This window comes from Bacillus sp. IBL03825 (genome assembly GCF_024712505.1).
Classification (GTDB): Bacteria; Bacillota; Bacilli; order Bacillales; family Bacillaceae_G; genus Bacillus_A; species Bacillus_A wiedmannii.
In genome coordinates this window covers 4,602,013-4,618,096 of the sequence record NZ_JAMXKE010000001.1, presented here as the reverse complement: position 1 = coordinate 4,618,096, position 16,084 = coordinate 4,602,013, and the positions used below count along the sequence as shown (strand labels likewise).

Sequence of the window (16,084 nt, the reverse complement as noted above, 5' to 3'; positions counted from 1 at the left end):
AGTGGTATAATTTAGGTTAGGGGGTGTAGGTATGGACTTTCCGATTCAAAGAAGTAAGTCAGTAGTAATTTTCGTTTGTCTCACGTTAGTTTTTATGTTCGTATATCCACTTGTCATGATTATCTCAAATAAAGAGCAGTGGATGTCAGCGTTAATTGGAATGGGTTTATGCTTCCTTGTAAATGTGCCACTCGTTTGGGAAGTATTTATTAAAAAGCATAAAGTAGAAAATGGTGTATTAAAGTACGGCATTTTAAATGACGATATCGTATTGAAAGAGATAAGAATCATTCGTCAAGTTGGGAAATACCTTGAAATTACGACGAATGCATACAAAGTACATATGGTTGCGATACCGCAAGATATGAATGAATTTTTGGCGCTTATCGAGAAAGAGAATCCAAATGTGAAAATAGAAATGGTAGGTAAGAAATGAAATATGTAAAACCGTTGTTTTGTTTGTGCTTGTTGGTTGCACTAGAGTATATATGAAATGGGATCTGCCCTTATATGTACCAATATTAATAGGTACTATTGCAGTGGCGCTTTTATATTATTTTCATTTTGAGCAAACAAAAAGTGAGAAAAGTAGTTCTATATAGTGCAGGAGGATTAGAGATGAAAAAAATCTGTATGTTGTCTCTATTTTTGCTAACAGCATCATTTCTTATAATAGGGTGTAGTGCGAAGAAGGAAAAGGCAGATATGAACTTAGAAAAGGCACAAAAGGTTGAGATTGAATCACTTACGGATTCAAGTGATAAAAAAGTAATTACTGATAAGAAAGAAATTGAAAAGCTGTTTGAAGTCATGAAAATGGATAAGTGGGAAATGCAGTCGGCTCCTTTAGATACTCCGCAAGGGAAAACATTTAAAATGTACCAAGAGGATACAAAAAAAATATCGGAGTCGAGTAATGATAAAAAAGAGTTACATGAAATTGATACTATGACAGTATATAAAGATGTTCCGTATGTTGAAGTTGAAATGAAAAATAAGAAGATGAGTTTTAAAGTGCCAGAAGATGTGGCGAAAGATTTATTAAATTATTAATAAAAAAACGCTCGGAGAACATTCCGAGCGTTTTTATTATTATTTTAAGTTCTCTGGGTTTAAAGCTTCTAATTCAGGTACAACGAAGCGTCCATCTTTACGGATTAGTACGTCGTCGAAGTAAATTTCGCCGCCGCCGTATTCAGGGCGCTGGATGCATACTAAATCCCAGTGAATGTTCGAGTTGTTGCCGTTCCATGCATCGTCGTAAGCTTGTCCAGGAGTGAAGTGGAAGCTGCCATCGATTTTTTCATCGAATAGGATGTCTCCCATAGGATGTAAGATGTATGGATTTACGCCGATTGCGAACTCACCAACGTAGCGTGCGCCTTCGTCTGTATCGAAGATTTTGTTAATGCGCTCTGTATCGTTTGCAGTTGCTTCAACGATTTGACCGTTCTCAAACTTAAGTTGTACATTTTCAAATGTATAACCGTTGTAAGGAGATGGTGTGTTGTAAGAAACTGTACCGTTAACAGAATCGCGAACTGGTGCAGAGTATACTTCACCGTCTGGAATGTTTAAATGACCAGAGCATTTAATAGCTGGAATGTCTTTAATAGAGAATGTTAAGTCAGTTCCAGGACCAGTTAGGCGAACTTTATCTGTTTTATTCATTAATGTAACAAGGCTATCCATCGCCTTATCCATTTTACCGTAGTCTAAGTTACAAACTTCGAAGTAGAAGTCTTCGAAAGCTTCTGTGCTCATTTTAGCAAGCTGCGCCATAGAAGCATTTGGGTAGCGAAGAACAACCCATCGCGTTTTCGGAACGCGGATGTCTCTATGAACTTTCTTACCAACTGTTTGACCGTGAATTTGCATTCTTTCACTTGGCACGTCAGCTTGTTCGTTAATGTTATCGCCAGAGCGAAGACCGATATAAGCGTCCATATCTTTCATTACGCTTGCTTCATATGCAGCGATTTGTTCGAAATGTTCTTCAGTAGCACCCATTAATAAAGAGCGATCTACTTGATGATCTTTTAGAGAAACGAATGGGAAACCACCAGCGGCATATGCTTCTTTTACAAGTGCAGTTACAAGTTCTTTTTGTAAGCCAAAGTTTTCAATTAATACTTTTTCGCCTTTTTGTAAGCGGATAGAGTAGTTAATTAAATTGTATGCTAACTTTTCAATGCGTGGATCTTTCATATGTAAAGCCTCCCTACTAATTATGTATCCTCTCCTATTGTAACCTACTTAGTGGAATTTGTTGAATCATTTATGTTAAAGTTAACGAATAAGTATGAAAATTCTAATGAAAAGATAGGGATTAGAACGAAACGGAAAATGATTGTATAATAGGGGAAAGTATGAAAAAGATAAAGGAAGTGATGAAATGCAAGTTCTTTTATATGTAAGTGCAGCTATTATCGCGGTTGCTTTCGCTGTATTAGTAGTGTATGTATGCAGAACGTTGTTATCGGTTCAAAAGACGTTAGAAAACGTTGCAAGCACGTTAGAAGGTTTAGAAAAGCAAATGCAAGGGATTAGCGTAGAGACGGAGCAATTATTACATAAAACAAATGCGTTAGCTGATGACATTCAACAGAAGTCACAATCATTAAATAAAGTAGTATCGGGTGTAGATGGAATTGGAACAACAATCCATTCTTTAAATACGAAACTTCGTAATGCATCAGATTCTGTTACGGACGAAATTGAAAACAATGCAGATAAAGTAGCGCAAGTTGTACAGTGGAGTAGCGCTGCAATTGAAGTATACAATCATTATCGTGCGACAAGACAAGAGAAAAAGGTTGAAAAAGAAGAGCGTAAATTAGAAAGACTTGAGAAAAAAGCTGAAAAGAAAGAGAAGCGCTCTAGACTTCGCATGAGAGGTGAATCGTGATGAATATGACAAAAATTGAAGCAATTGAAGAGCTTGAAGTATTAGTAGAAAAAAACGAGCCTTATGTTCTTTTTAAACATAGTACGACATGCCCGATTAGTCATGGTGCATATACAGAATTTCAAGCGTATTGTAGTGAAGAACGAGCAGTACCAGCGTATTACTTATACGTACAAGATGCGAGAGATGTTTCGAATCGTGTTGCAGAACAGTACAGCATTAAACATGAATCTCCGCAAGTGTTATACATAAAAGATGGGATGGTAGTATGGAATACGTCTCATTGGAACATTAAAAAAGACGCTTTAGAAGAGAATATTAAGTAAAAAGAAGCAAGCTAAAGGTGCTTGCTTCTTTTTTTTGTTTTTGTTGAAATATATTTAATGGTACACTGTTATTAGTTCAAATTAAATAATTAGATTGTTGAAAGTAGGTTTTAAGTAATGAAGAAAATGGCATTATCCTTCGCGGTCGTAAGTTTATTACTAGGAGCTTGTAGTAATGATACGATTAGTAAGAAGGATGAAGTTATACAGAAGGATACGAAAGAAAAAAGCATGATTCCGAGAACTGCTGTTTCTAAAGATTATTATAGAACTGTAATTCCTTTAAAAGAACAAAAGGTTATAAATACAGCTAATATAAAAACAAATTCTAAATTAGATTTAGCAGAGTATGAAAATGGTTTAATGAATATTGCAAAAGAGCAATTTGATACAGAGAATCATGTACTACAATTAAATCAGTATATTCCGGAGAAGTTAGTTGATGAACTAGTCGCAAAAGTAGAAGCACCAGTTTTGACGAATATTATAGAACAAGACTATTTCGGAAAACAGAATTCAAACGAACTAAGTTTATCTGGTGTTATGATTGGTTTAGCTATGTCTTCAAGTGTATCGAATGAAGAAGCTATGTCTAAAGGTACTGAAGTTGCCAAGCAACTTATTGAAGCGATTAATAAAAATGACAAGTATAATAAGTCTCCAATTACGTTCGCTATCTTTAAGCAAGAAAATACAAGTTCTTTAAAAAATGGTACGTATATTGCTAGTGCTACCGTTCAAAAGAATGATACGAACCTTGGAAATTGGAGCACGATCGATGAACAAGCATTTTCATATCCTTCTGATGAATTTACAAAAGCACATGGAGAAGATAATACCAAAATAACTGAATTTGCTGATGCAATGAAAGGTTTTTCTCCGGCAGATTTTATCCCAGTCAATGCTAAAGTTTCTTATAAGAAAAACCAGATGGATACATTAAATATGAATATCGTTATTAAATACAATGGTAAAACAGAATTAATGGCTCTTACCCAAATGGCTGCTCAAAGTATGTTAGAAAAATTACCTAAAGATGCGAAAGTACAATTGCAGATAAAGTCCGAGAGTAAAATCGAGGCAATTATTATAAAAGAGAAAAACAGCGAAAAACCGTTTGTTTCCTTCTTATAAAAAAAGACAGTGTTTAAACTGTCTTTTTTTATTGTAAGTGAAAAGGTACGAGGGGGAAGAGCGACGCGTAATACGCTTCCTATATCCGCTGTGCCGATTTTAAAGAAAGCAACACATGTTTACCTGTCGTTGCCGATGTAACGCATTCTACAGGGCGCCGCGTACCTCCAAATCCAGCGCATCAAATGACTACCATTGTCGTTTTCTGTCGGTAAGCCGATATATTTAAAAAATCGCTGATATAATTGGAGTTGTGGTCGATATATTTGGAAAATCGTTCATATATTTCGAGTTGTGATCGATATATTCGAAAAATCGCCGATATAAATTTCATTTACTATCGTACTGCTTAAAATAGGGTCTTTACTTATGAGATATCTATTTTTTTACAAAAAATGCCCTTTTTTTCATGAAAAATACGAAAATACGAGAAAAGAAGCGAATTTTTTCGAAACTTTTGCGGGAAAATATTGTATGAGCCTGCGTTTTTATCGTATCATTAGTAAAAGGAAGAACTCGGGACGATTGGTGGCATCTGCAAATAGAGTTGATGTCTTTTTTTCATTCAAGTAACCGATACATAAAATAGATAACAAAAATAGAAGGAGTGTGCGATGAGATGAACGTAACAATTTATGATGTAGCGCGTGAAGCAAACGTTTCAATGGCTACCGTATCTCGTGTAGTGAACGGTAATCCAAATGTAAAGCCTACAACAAGAAAGAAAGTATTAGAAGCAATTGATCGTTTAGGGTACCGCCCAAATGCGGTAGCACGTGGACTAGCAAGTAAGAAGACAACTACAGTAGGTGTTATTATTCCTGATATCTCAAATACGTTTTATGCAGAACTTGCTCGTGGAATTGAAGATATCGCAACAATGTACAAATATAACATCATTTTAAGTAACTCTGACCAAAACAAAGAGAAAGAGTTCCATTTATTAAATACGATGCTTGGAAAACAAGTGGACGGAATTGTTTTCATGGGTGAAGATATTACAGACATTCACATTGAAGAATTCAAAAAGTCTCCAGTACCAATCGTATTAGCAGCGTCATTTGATGAGCAAAATGAAACGCCATCAGTAAATATTGATTATACACAAGCAGCTTACGACGCAATGAAGCACTTTATTGAGCAAGGACATACGCGTATCGGTTTCGTCTCTGGTCCTTTCATTGATAAAGCGGGAAGCGCCAAGAAGTTACACGGTTATAAAAAAGCTTTAGAAGAAGCAGGTATTTCATATGATGAAAATCTTATAATCGATGGAGATTACACATATGATTCAGGTATCGAAGCATTCGAAAAGCTTTGGAGCAGTGATGAAAAGCCAACAGCAATCTTCGTATCTTCTGACGAAATGGCACTAGGTGTAATCCATGCAGCACAAGACGCTGGATTAAACGTACCAACTGATGTAGAAGTACTTGGTTTCGATAATACACGCCTTGCATTAATGGTTCGTCCACAACTTTCAACAGTTGTACAACCAATGTATGATATCGGTGCAGTAGCAATGCGTCTATTAACAAAGTATATGAACAAGGAAAAAGTGGAAGATCACACTGTTATCTTACCTCACCGCATCCAATTTAGAGATTCAACGAAGTAAGTATAAAAAAGCTCACAGCAATTGCTGTGAGCTTTTATTCGTATTCAGGATAGTATGTTTTAACTACTGTATCTATCGTTTCATTTTTCTTAACGTGTAAAAATCTTGCATACAATTCTTTTCCTGTTTCAAATGGTGTATCGTCTAATTCAAACACATGCAATACTTTTCGAAACGTCCACGTTACTTGCTCATCATACATGTTATTGTATGTATCTTCAGATTGTATCGCGATTTTTTTTCCTAGTTCGTGAGCTTCTTCTAAACTGTTTGCTTTAACAAGAATAATACTTTCTTCAAAAAGTGTATCGTGATTCTCTTCATAATGCTCATCAATTTTCGTAGGATGAGGCTCACCAGAATGAACAGATTCAAATAATAATTTTATAGCGTGCATATTATGCTGCATGTTTCACTCTATAAATAATACTTGCGACAAGCGAAGCAGGTATTGTAAATACGTTACTTTGATAATGATAATGTATTTGGGATTCTTCATAAGACATGTTGTTATATAGTTCGTTTTGTGACACGTTCATTTTTTTCTGTTTTGTCTTGAGCATCTTCATATAGTTATATTGTATTGGGACGAGAATGATGAAATAGGCTAATACGATTAGTGAAATCCAAATCATTATGAACACTCCCTTGTAAAGAATAGTTGTATATGGTAATTATATCAATTTATATGAATGATATCCATTTTTAAAGTGGTCAATTTCCTTTCCAAAATGCAAAAAGTTCTTCAGGACTCTGTAAATTATGTTCAAGGCATGCTTGTGCAGTGCGCTTAAAGCTTTGTATTAAATGTTCTAACCGAGAAGGTTCATATTGTTTTACATTGCCAGCAATAATAGTTTCATCCTTGTCTAAGTTAAGTGATATTTGTTTCTAATTGTACAACTTCGATATAAAAAAGATTTTTGTCTAAGTCGATTGTAATATAATCGAATCGCTCTACTTGTTTAAAATATCCTACAATATCATCTTTCAATTGAAATCCTCCTAAGTATGCGTCCTATTGGTGACTTCGCTACAAAATTGGTATTATTCCTTGTTATATGTCACATAAGTGCAAATTTAACTATTATAGGGCAATGTCATGTATAATAGAAAGAAAAGGCTTGTGAGGGGGGAGAAAAGATGATCGTTCTTTGGATAATTACGCTTTGTATGACTGCTATTTTTGCATATATGACGTTAAAACAAAATGGCTTAAAGCGATTTGTTCCAGGAAGTATTCTTGCAGGAATTGCCCTTATCACGTATGTAATTTCTATTTTTATTGAAAGTGTATCAGTGGACATGAGCACAAGTTTAATGTTCATGGGTATTACACTATTTGCAGGTAGTATTATGGTACTTATGGTTGCAGGTATTATTTTATTTATTCATATGAATTCGGAAACGTTATAGCATATAGAAAAGGCATGTCCCGAGGGGCATGCCTTTTTATCCGTTCAATTATGCTCTATCTTTAGAAGAATTTTGTTGTTTTAATAAGTCACGAATTTCGCTAAGAAGAACTTCTTCTTTCGTTGGCTCTGGAATTTCTTCTGTCTTTTCTTCTTCTTCTCTTTTAGATGTTAGTTTGTTGAACACTTTAACGAACATAAAGATAGAAGCTGCAATAATTAAGAAATCAAAAATAGTTTGGATGAAGTTACCATACATAATAGATGATTTACCGAATGTAAGTTTTAAATCTGTAAAGTTAACGCCGCCCAGTACCATACCAAGTAATGGTGTGATGATATCTTTTACTAAAGAACTAACGATTTTACCGAATGCAGCACCGATTACAACCCCGACAGCTAAATCGATTACATTCCCTTTGAATGCGAATTTTTTAAACTCGTTCCACATGTGTTAATCCCATCCTTTCCACGATTCAATATGAAATTTATAATTCCTATCAACATATTCTATAGAAATTTGTGATAGAAATAAAGAGGAAATGGGAATGAAAGTAAATTCTGAAAAATGTATCCGTTTTAATTTTTGCTTACAGCTTGCAGTAGAGATTGGAGCATTTGTTGAGATTTTAATCCTTCTAATCCATCTACAATAGGCTGTGTATCACCTTGTACACATTGGATAAAATGATGAACAGCATCTTCAAATCCGCGCTGCTTTAACGTTGTCTCCCATGATGGTGAACCACTTTGTGAAACGGAGTTTTCTTGCTCAATTTCAAATGTGTTCATATTTTTTACGCGAATGATTTTACCTGCCGTTACAAGTTCAATTTGTTCTAAATTTGTACCTGCATGGCGGTGCATCGCCGTAGAAAGTAAAAGTCCATTTGCAGTTGTATATGTATGATGTCCGTAAAGAAGTTCGTTCTTTTCATTGATTTGCATCATATTATGAACGATGTTAAGGTCATCGTTAGCTAACCAGCGAGCAGTATCTACAATATGTAAGTAATCATCTAACATAGTAAAGTCATACGTATATGGCCCCACTTTATTTGTGCGGTGCTTTTCAATTCGAACCCATGAAATATTATGAGCTTGCTCTTTTGCAGCAACATACATAGGAACGAATCTGCGATTAAATCCGACCATTAACTTTCGGTTATACTTTTCACTCATTTCAACTAGCTTCTCTGCTTGCTCAGTAGTAGCAGCTAGCGGCTTATCAACATAAACATCGATTCCTTTTTTCAGAAGTTCAGAAACGATTTCATAATGTGTAGCAGTTGAACTATGAACGAAAGCCGCATCACATTCTGAAGCGAGTGCCTGAAGGTTAGCGAAATCTTGAATACGATATTGCTCGCAAATTTGTTTTCTTTTATTAACATTAGGTGTAAACGCTCCCACAAAAGTCCAATCAGTTTCCTTTGTCAGTGTTGGAAGGTAAGCCTTTTGTGCAATACTACCTAATCCAATCATTCCAATACGAGGTTTGCTCATGTTTTTTTCCCACCCTATTATAAATATATAAGTTGTCTAGCTGTATAGCTATGTGACGAAATAACTGTAGCATAGACTGGGGAGAATGGCAAAAAATAGATTTGAAAATGATACGTTTTTTATAGGAAATGAGCTTTTATTTATTTGTCGCTAACAAAATCTTCTCTATCTCTTCAAAGTTATGAACACGGGCATGCTCTAGCGGGGTAACACCATCGTTGTCGGGAATATTTACATCTGCACCGTGCTCAATAAGAAGCTGAATGACTTGTTGCTGTGTTTCGTTTCCATTACTTAGTACGATGGCTTCCATTAAAGCGGTCCACCCGAGATTATTTACATGGTTAACATCAATAGTTGTTCGCGTAAGGAGTTCTTTAATAACATCAATATAGCCATGTTCTGAGGCGGGGATAAGAGCTGTTCCGCCGTAACGATTTGTAAGCGATGGATCTGCACCGGCATCAATCGTTAGTTTTAAAATATCAAAGTAACCTTCTGCACCGGCGTATAGAAAGGGATTGTTTTTCATATCGTCTTGGATATTTACGTCAGCCCCTGCTTCAATAAGCACTTTTGCAGTTTTTACATCATTTTTGTATGTAGCAATCATAAGAGAAGTACGTCCTTTATTGTCCGTTATATTTATGTCAGCCCCTTTTTTGAGTAATGATATAACAGTATTCGTTTCTTGTTTCTCAGTAGCTGTTAGTAGTGCTGTCTCCATGTTTGTCATCTCCTTTTTAACTTCTTGTTCTTGTGAGCATCCTTGTAAAAAAATTACGCAACATATCATGCTTACTGTTTTTTTGAACATGGAATTTCAACCTCCTTTTGCAAGCAATTCGGTATCCTAATTTAAACTGTAAAATAGGAACATTAAATTTTTATAAACTGACGCTAAAATTACTATAAAATCGCTTGAGTATTTGAACATATATTTTTATGCTTATGAGTAATAAGGTTTGGTAAAGTGAAACTTTAATCAGTGGGGGGGGCCCCACTGATTATTAGTTGAACCAATCGGGCTTTTATGGGCAGTTGATTCCTACCTAACTTCTTTGCTTTCTCTGGATTTTGAGGTGGGGGTCTTACTGCCCGTTAATGCGGGGTAAAGTGAGGATGTAACATATGTCTATTAAAACAAGATTTTTATTCTCTTATATTGCTGTTATTCTCGTTTCCATTACGCTCATATTTGTCGCGGGATTTTTAATTGTTTTTTCCATAACAGGAGACTTGGAATCAGTGAAAAATTTCTATAAAAGTTCCTATATTCAAAAGCCGCTTACGCCAGAAGAAGAGAATACGTATATTGAATTGAAATTAGCGGCAAAGAAAAATCAATCTCAACTATTAGATGAATCGTTCGTTTCAACACTTGAAAAAGAAGGTGTGAAAATAGTTGTAAGAAAGGGAGAAACCATTTCTTATGCTACAAAAGTATTTGAAAGTGTATCTTTAAAAGAAGCCCTTCCGAAATTTGAATCAGCAAATATTAATAGTCGTGGTACAACGGAACTAGGCGATACATTTTATCGATATGTAAAATTTGATTTTTATTTTCCTGGGGATGAAGAAGGGAGTATATTTGTACTAAAAAGGCAAAGTTCATTTGTCGATCTTACACAAAAGTTATTTCCGATTTTGTTCGGAGCGCTTTTACTGTTAGCCATTTTACTCATAGGGCTATTAAGTTATTTCGTCTCAAGAAGTGTGATAAAACCAATTTTTGTACTGAAAGATGCGACTGGGAGAATTAAAGAAGGGGATTTAGATTTCCAAATTCCAGTTACATCCCATGATGAGATTGGGCAATTAAATCAAGGATTTGAGGAAATGAGGAAGAGATTAAAAGAGTCGATAGAGATGCAAACGCAGTATGAAGAAAATCGAAAAGAGCTCATTTCAAACATATCTCATGATTTAAAAACACCGATTACATCTATTATTGGATATGTAGAAGGCATAAAAGATGGAGTCGCAAATACGCCAGAAAAAATGGATAAGTATTTAACGACCATTCATACGAAGGCAAAGCATATGGATACACTCATTGATGAGCTCTTTTTGTTTTCAAAGCTTGATTTGAATCGAGTTCCTTTTCAGTTTGAAACGATAGAGTTAAACGTGTTTATGCAAGAATTATTAGAAGAGATGCAGATGGATTTAAGTGAGGAAGGTATAGAAGTTTATTTACAATTGCATTCATCACCACTATATGTAACGGCCGATTGTGAAAAGATAAATAGAGTGATATCAAATTTAATTCATAATAGTGTGAAATACATGGATAAAGAAGCGAAGAAAATTACTGTAACAGTATTAAGTGATAACAATACAGTCATTGTAAAAGTGGTGGACAATGGATCAGGTATAGAAGCTGATACGCTGCCGTATATATTTGAGCGGTTTTATCGTGCAGAGCAATCGCGAAATTCTAGCACAGGTGGAAGTGGACTTGGCTTAGCGATAGCGAAGCAAATTGTTGAAGAACATGGCGGAGAAATTTGGGCGGAAAGTAAGCTTGGGGAAGGTACAAGTATTTTCTTCTCATTGAAAAAAGTACAGGAATGTGGTGAGTAGAATGAAGAGAATTTTATTAGTAGAAGATGAAATAAGTATTGCAGAATTACAGCGAGATTATTTAGAAATTAGTGATTTTCAAGTCGATGTAGAACATACAGGAGAAGTAGGTCTACAAATGGCTCTTCAGGAAGATTATAATCTAATTATTTTAGATATTATGCTTCCGAAAATGAATGGTTTTGAAATTTGTAAACAAATACGTGCTATAAAAGACATTCCGATTTTACTTGTTTCAGCAAAGAAAGAAGATATAGATAAAATTCGCGGACTCGGTTTAGGGGCGGATGATTATATAACGAAACCGTTTAGCCCGAGTGAATTAGTAGCAAGAGTAAAGGCGCATATTTCTCGTTATGAAAGATTATCAGGAAATGTGAGTAAGCAACGCGATACGTTATATATTCATGGGATTTCTATCGATCAGCGAGCGAGAAAAGTGTTTATAAACAATGAAGAAATTGCGTTTACAACGAAGGAATTTGATTTACTAACATTCTTTGTAACGCATCCAAACCAAGTATTAAATAAAGAACAGTTATTTGAACGTATTTGGGGACTAGACTCAGCTGGCGATTTAGCCACTGTCGTTGTTCACATTCGAAAGCTACGTGAAAAAATTGAAAGAGATCCTGCTCACCCGCAATATATTGAAACAGTGTGGGGAGCTGGTTATCGCTTTAACGTGTAATGTACCTGCCGAGTAATTGGCAGGTTTTTTATTGTTATCTGGACTAAAAGGGAATAATAGGTAATTTATGTTAAGATATAAAGAGAGATAAAACATAGGAGAGCATGAGAGGGCGTGCTACATTTTGGGAGATACATTAAAAGATAATAAATTAAACAAGACTTTAAAGATTGGAACGAATATCGTACTTATCTTATTAATTATCGGTGCAATACAAATGTTTTATGATGGAGATTCTACGAATGATCATTTCGGTGGGTTATTTATGATGGTCTTTTTTGGAATTAAAATAATTTCTAGTTTTATGATGAGTATAAAAGAAGGAGATAAAAAGGCAGTATTACTTGATGTAGGCTTAATGATTTTTTTGTTCTTCTTGTTGTTTCTAGTGTGAAATACTTCTTTTGAAAAAAGCTCATATTCTTATAGAGGCTGTGAGCTTTCCTTAGTAATAACGGTACTAGTGTAACGATTTATAAAATGTTTGAGTAGTAGAAGTAAACTGAGCACATTCTTCTAAAAAAGGATAATGGTTACTCTCCTCAAATATCACAAAGATAGAATTACGTATGCCATCATGCATCTCAATAGAATACTGAATTGGGCACTGTACATCATGTCTTCCGCATATAATAAGTGTCTTTGTTTGGATGGAAGGTAAATGCTCTCTTAAATCAAATGAAGGATATTCATTTGAAAAAGCGTTCATCCGGCTAGCGGACATAGTTTTTTGGATTGGTTTACAAAAATAAGAGTTGTAGTTTTCTGGTTTATACAATGATAATTTTGTTCTCTTAGTAGATAGCTCTTTCCGTTCTTCACTTGTAAGGAGAGGGCTTTTTAAGTTTTCGATGAGTTGTTGCATATAATTAAACTGAGGATGTGCTGGGTGATAAATGCAAAAGGGTGTTTCGGTATAGTTACTTGCTGCGGCTCCAACGACGACTAATGATTGTAAGGAATTTGGATATGCAATCGCATATAAAAGTCCAAGCATACCACCTGTTGAATGGCCAGCGAAATGCCATGTTGGGAGTTGTAAAGCTTCTCGTATTGCTTCTAAGTCGTGAACGGTTTCAATCATACTTAATTCTTTTTCTGAATTGGCTTTTGCTGAGTTACCAGCGTTTCGTAAATTAATGAGCAATACACGATGCGTAGCAGTGAAAACATCCGCAAAGTAATCGCCAGTTTCATTAAATTGTGAATAGTGATGTGTAATGCAAAGTGGTTCGCCATTTCCTTTTGTAAAGAGTTCAAATGTGCCACGTTTCGTGCTAATTATTTGTAGTTTCCACATAATATCACTACCTTTTCTCATAAAAGTTGGACCAGTTAATTATGAAATAAAATATATCAGCGCAACTCGAAATATAGCGACTTACTGACAAAATCAGACAATAAATAAAAGGAGGCTATTCAAAAACGAGCCTCCTTTTCGTTTAGTACAAAGATTTTGTCATATTATTCCGAATAATTTCAAGGGATTTCGTTACAGTTAATGCGTTCTTTTCTTCAATTTCTGGTTTACGGGGGATCGGTTTATACATGTTGTTTGGATCTTCCCATGTGAGGGGAAGTTCTGTTTCAGCTTGTCCTTTCCAAGCGTCAATCCATTCTGGAGGGAGATAACCTGAGATGTTTTGGATGTTGTTCATTTCGAGCCAAATGAGTGCCCAAGCTCTTGGGACGACGCGCCAATGGTCATAGCCACCACCGCCGACAGCGATCCAGCGACCTTCGCAATATTCATTAGCGATTTCGCGAGCGAGCTTCGGTATTTCACGGTAAATATTCATCGTTGCGCAAAGGTGTGTAAGTGGGTCGTAATAATGTGCGTCAGCACCATTTTGCGTTAAAATAATATCCGGTTTAAAGTATGCGGCAACTTCTTTTACGACAGTTCGATATGAATCTAAAAACGATTCGTCTTCTGTAAAGGCATCGAGTGGGACGTTAAAAGAATAACTATAGCCATTACCTTGTCCGCGTTCATTTACAGCGCCAGTTCCAGGGAATAAATAGCGCCCAGTTTCATGTAATGAAATGGTGCATACGTTAGGATCATCGTAAAAAGACCACTGTACACCATCACCGTGATGAGCATCTGTATCAATATATAAAACACGTAAACCGTATTTTTTCTGTATATATTTCATTGCGATGGAACTATCGTTATAAATACAAAATCCAGATGCCTTGCCGCGGAAGCCGTGATGTAAGCCGCCGCCTAAATTAAGCGCGTGTTTTACTTTTCCGGAAAGGACAGCATCGACAGCAGTTAACGTACCGCCAACGAGTAATGCACTTGCTTCGTGCATATTTGGAAACATCGGTGTATCTTCTGTTCCAAGTCCATATGTCATCGCAATTGATTTTTCTAACTTACCTTCTCCAGCACGTTTTACCGCATTTATGTACTCCTCTGTATGAACGTAGGCGATTTCTTCATCTGTAGCCATTCGTGGTGAGATGATTTGGGAGGGAGAGATAAAACCGCCCTTTTGTAATAAATCATACGTGAGTGTGACGCGCAGTTGGTTAAAAGGATGATCAGGGCTAAACGAATAGCCCCGAAAGTCATCCGAATAAATAAACGCGCTACTCATGCTTGCATCCCCATAATATTCGGCCATAATACGCGGTAGCCTTCTGCTTCAAGTGCATCAATCACTTTTAGCGGATTCATCGTTTGAATGCGGAAAACGAGTACTTTATCATTCTCATCTTTTGCTGGGTAGACGAGAACGCTCACGATATTGATTTGTAACTCACTAAAAATGGCAACGACTTTTCCGAGAATACCAGGTTCATTTTTTACTTGAATTTCAATTTGTGAACTCGGTTGATGTGCTCCTGTTAATTTCACTAACGTGTGCAGTACAGTAGATTCAGAAATGATTCCAACTAGCTTGCCAGCCTTTGTAACAGGGAGACAGCCAATTTTATTTTCAAAAAATAAAGTAGCAATTTCTTCAACGAAATCGAGGGGATGGCAAGTCATAACAGGATGTTTCATAATAAGTTCAAGTGGTTGCTTCAGCATATCGAGTGAAACTTGTTCATCTAAAATAGACGGACTTGCATCTCTTACATCCCGATCAGAAATAATGCCTACGACATGATTATTTTGATCGACAATTGGAATGTGCCGAATGCCTTTCGTGCGTATCGTTCGGATTGCTGTTTCGATTGTATCGTTTGGATGTAGTGTCACTACATCTTGATTCATAATTTCTTCTACAATCATTCCAGTTGCCCCCTTTATTAATACATAAAACGATTGTGAAAACGTAGACGATCAAATGCTTGAATAGAATCTGTATCAACGCGTTTACCGATGCGGACCATTAAACAGTTAGCGGGATGCGAACAAATTTCAGGATCATCTGTAGCCATCCATTGTAAGCCACCGGCATTCATCATCTTTTCCATTACTTTTCGGTATTCCCAAACATTCAAGCCTGTTTGTTTTAAATCCCAGTGCCAATAATATTCAGTCGTCAATATAATGTAATCTTCCATATAATCGTCCATCATTGAAACTTCTAATAAGTTCTTTCCGACAGCGCAACCGCGGAAGGCTGGGACAACTTCAATCGCCCCGAGTTCAATTAAGTTTTCAATCTTTCCTTCTGACCATCGTTCAAGTGGATCGGGATATAAGTATGTAACATATCCAACAATCGTTTGGTCATGTCTAGCGATAATGAGACGAGCTTCTGGTAATTTAGAAATTTCGACAATTGCTTTATATTGCTGCTCGGCAGGACGAAACGCAACTAAATCGGGATGAAATTCATACATTTCTAAGTTATGTGTAGAGACAGGACCTTCAATAATTAAAGTGCCTTTCGCTGTTTTTAAGTTTCTAGCATTATATATTTTTTTATGAATCAA

General features: G+C 35.9%; 20 protein-coding genes and 2 pseudogenes. 11 read left to right on the top strand and 11 right to left on the bottom strand.

Annotated elements, in window-relative coordinates:
* The first annotated feature begins 31 nt into the window (after positions 1-31).
* Positions 32-436: a PH domain-containing protein gene (locus NHG49_RS23720; protein ID WP_064474554.1), complete on the top strand. Its 405-nt coding sequence runs from the start codon at positions 32-34 to the stop codon at positions 434-436.
* 182 nt (positions 437-618) lie between these two features.
* Positions 619-1,053 (top strand): hypothetical protein, encoded by a 435-nt coding sequence (locus NHG49_RS23715; RefSeq protein ID WP_098111458.1) that lies wholly within the window; start codon positions 619-621, stop codon positions 1,051-1,053.
* 39 nt (positions 1,054-1,092) lie between these two features.
* Here the strand turns inward: NHG49_RS23715 and NHG49_RS23710 are convergent, their stop codons facing one another.
* Positions 1,093-2,208, bottom strand: coding sequence for an aminopeptidase (locus tag NHG49_RS23710; protein ID WP_000654739.1), 1,116 nt, complete (start codon positions 2,206-2,208; stop codon positions 1,093-1,095).
* A 187-nt stretch (positions 2,209-2,395) separates the two neighbouring features.
* Between NHG49_RS23710 and NHG49_RS23705 the strand changes: the two genes are divergently transcribed.
* From NHG49_RS23705 to ccpA, 5 genes and pseudogenes are all read left to right on the top strand, one after another.
* Complete coding sequence (locus NHG49_RS23705) at positions 2,396-2,908, top strand: DUF948 domain-containing protein (protein WP_081257212.1); 513 nt, start codon at positions 2,396-2,398, stop codon at positions 2,906-2,908.
* Positions 2,908-3,234, top strand: a complete 327-nt coding sequence (ytxJ, locus tag NHG49_RS23700; protein WP_046956174.1) for a bacillithiol system redox-active protein YtxJ — start codon at positions 2,908-2,910, stop codon at positions 3,232-3,234. The genes NHG49_RS23705 and ytxJ overlap by 1 nt, the downstream gene beginning before the upstream one ends.
* Positions 3,235-3,351: 117 nt before the next feature.
* Positions 3,352-4,368, top strand: coding sequence for a CamS family sex pheromone protein (locus NHG49_RS23695; protein ID WP_064474557.1), 1,017 nt, complete (start codon positions 3,352-3,354; stop codon positions 4,366-4,368).
* A gap of 60 nt (positions 4,369-4,428) precedes the next feature.
* Positions 4,429-4,529: pseudogene (locus NHG49_RS31740) on the top strand (hypothetical protein); the annotation flags it as partial.
* A 458-nt stretch (positions 4,530-4,987) separates the two neighbouring features.
* Positions 4,988-5,986, top strand: coding sequence for a catabolite control protein A (gene ccpA, locus NHG49_RS23690; RefSeq protein ID WP_064474558.1), 999 nt, complete (start codon positions 4,988-4,990; stop codon positions 5,984-5,986).
* A 34-nt stretch (positions 5,987-6,020) separates the two neighbouring features.
* On the opposite strand, the gene NHG49_RS23685 is transcribed toward ccpA, so the two are convergent.
* From NHG49_RS23685 to dhp61, 3 genes and pseudogenes are all read right to left on the bottom strand, one after another.
* Entirely contained in the window at positions 6,021-6,383 is a 363-nt protein-coding gene (locus NHG49_RS23685; protein WP_258126886.1) for a DUF4288 domain-containing protein, read from the bottom strand.
* Between the two features lies 1 nt (position 6,384).
* Entirely contained in the window at positions 6,385-6,621 is a 237-nt protein-coding gene (locus NHG49_RS23680; RefSeq protein WP_064474559.1) for a DUF3949 domain-containing protein, read from the bottom strand.
* Between the two features lie 79 nt (positions 6,622-6,700).
* A pseudogene (gene dhp61, locus NHG49_RS23675) lies at positions 6,701-6,980 on the bottom strand (protein Dhp61).
* 149 nt (positions 6,981-7,129) lie between these two features.
* Between dhp61 and NHG49_RS23670 the strand changes: the two are divergent.
* Positions 7,130-7,402: a DUF3917 domain-containing protein gene (locus tag NHG49_RS23670; protein WP_000636592.1), complete on the top strand. Its 273-nt coding sequence runs from the start codon at positions 7,130-7,132 to the stop codon at positions 7,400-7,402.
* 48 nt (positions 7,403-7,450) lie between these two features.
* Here NHG49_RS23670 and mscL read toward each other — a convergent pair whose 3' ends face one another.
* The 3 genes from mscL to NHG49_RS23655 all read right to left on the bottom strand — a co-directional run bounded on the left by mscL (position 7,451) and on the right by NHG49_RS23655 (position 9,724).
* Positions 7,451-7,852: a large-conductance mechanosensitive channel protein MscL gene (mscL, locus tag NHG49_RS23665; RefSeq protein WP_064474560.1), complete on the bottom strand. Its 402-nt coding sequence runs from the start codon at positions 7,850-7,852 to the stop codon at positions 7,451-7,453.
* 128 nt (positions 7,853-7,980) lie between these two features.
* The gene (locus NHG49_RS23660) at positions 7,981-8,907 is read right to left on the bottom strand and encodes a Gfo/Idh/MocA family protein (RefSeq protein ID WP_088047992.1); all 927 of its coding nucleotides are present in this window, start codon (positions 8,905-8,907) and stop codon (positions 7,981-7,983) included.
* 136 nt (positions 8,908-9,043) lie between these two features.
* Positions 9,044-9,724 (bottom strand): ankyrin repeat domain-containing protein, encoded by a 681-nt coding sequence (locus tag NHG49_RS23655; RefSeq protein WP_088047993.1) that lies wholly within the window; start codon positions 9,722-9,724, stop codon positions 9,044-9,046.
* A 314-nt stretch (positions 9,725-10,038) separates the two neighbouring features.
* Between NHG49_RS23655 and NHG49_RS23650 the strand changes: the two genes are divergently transcribed.
* The 3 genes from NHG49_RS23650 (at position 10,039) to NHG49_RS23640 (ending at position 12,578) form a co-directional block, all read left to right on the top strand.
* A complete protein-coding gene (locus NHG49_RS23650) occupies positions 10,039-11,493 on the top strand; it encodes a sensor histidine kinase (protein ID WP_258126585.1) in 1,455 nt (484 codons plus the stop codon).
* Position 11,494: 1 nt separating this feature from the next.
* A complete protein-coding gene (locus NHG49_RS23645) occupies positions 11,495-12,184 on the top strand; it encodes a response regulator transcription factor (RefSeq protein ID WP_064474563.1) in 690 nt (229 codons plus the stop codon).
* 124 nt (positions 12,185-12,308) lie between these two features.
* Positions 12,309-12,578, top strand: coding sequence for a hypothetical protein (locus tag NHG49_RS23640; RefSeq protein WP_088047995.1), 270 nt, complete (start codon positions 12,309-12,311; stop codon positions 12,576-12,578).
* A gap of 66 nt (positions 12,579-12,644) precedes the next feature.
* Here NHG49_RS23640 and NHG49_RS23635 read toward each other — a convergent pair whose 3' ends face one another.
* From NHG49_RS23635 to acuA, 4 genes are all read right to left on the bottom strand, one after another.
* Positions 12,645-13,505: an alpha/beta fold hydrolase gene (locus NHG49_RS23635; protein WP_258126582.1), complete on the bottom strand. Its 861-nt coding sequence runs from the start codon at positions 13,503-13,505 to the stop codon at positions 12,645-12,647.
* Between the two features lie 121 nt (positions 13,506-13,626).
* Positions 13,627-14,793: an acetoin utilization protein AcuC gene (acuC, locus tag NHG49_RS23630; protein ID WP_081257162.1), complete on the bottom strand. Its 1,167-nt coding sequence runs from the start codon at positions 14,791-14,793 to the stop codon at positions 13,627-13,629.
* Entirely contained in the window at positions 14,790-15,434 is a 645-nt protein-coding gene (locus tag NHG49_RS23625) for an acetoin utilization AcuB family protein (RefSeq protein ID WP_000634568.1), read from the bottom strand. Before NHG49_RS23625 ends, acuC begins: the two co-directional genes overlap by 4 nt.
* Positions 15,435-15,451: 17 nt before the next feature.
* A complete protein-coding gene (gene acuA, locus NHG49_RS23620; RefSeq protein WP_063222474.1) occupies positions 15,452-16,084 on the bottom strand; it encodes an acetoin utilization protein acetyltransferase AcuA in 633 nt (210 codons plus the stop codon).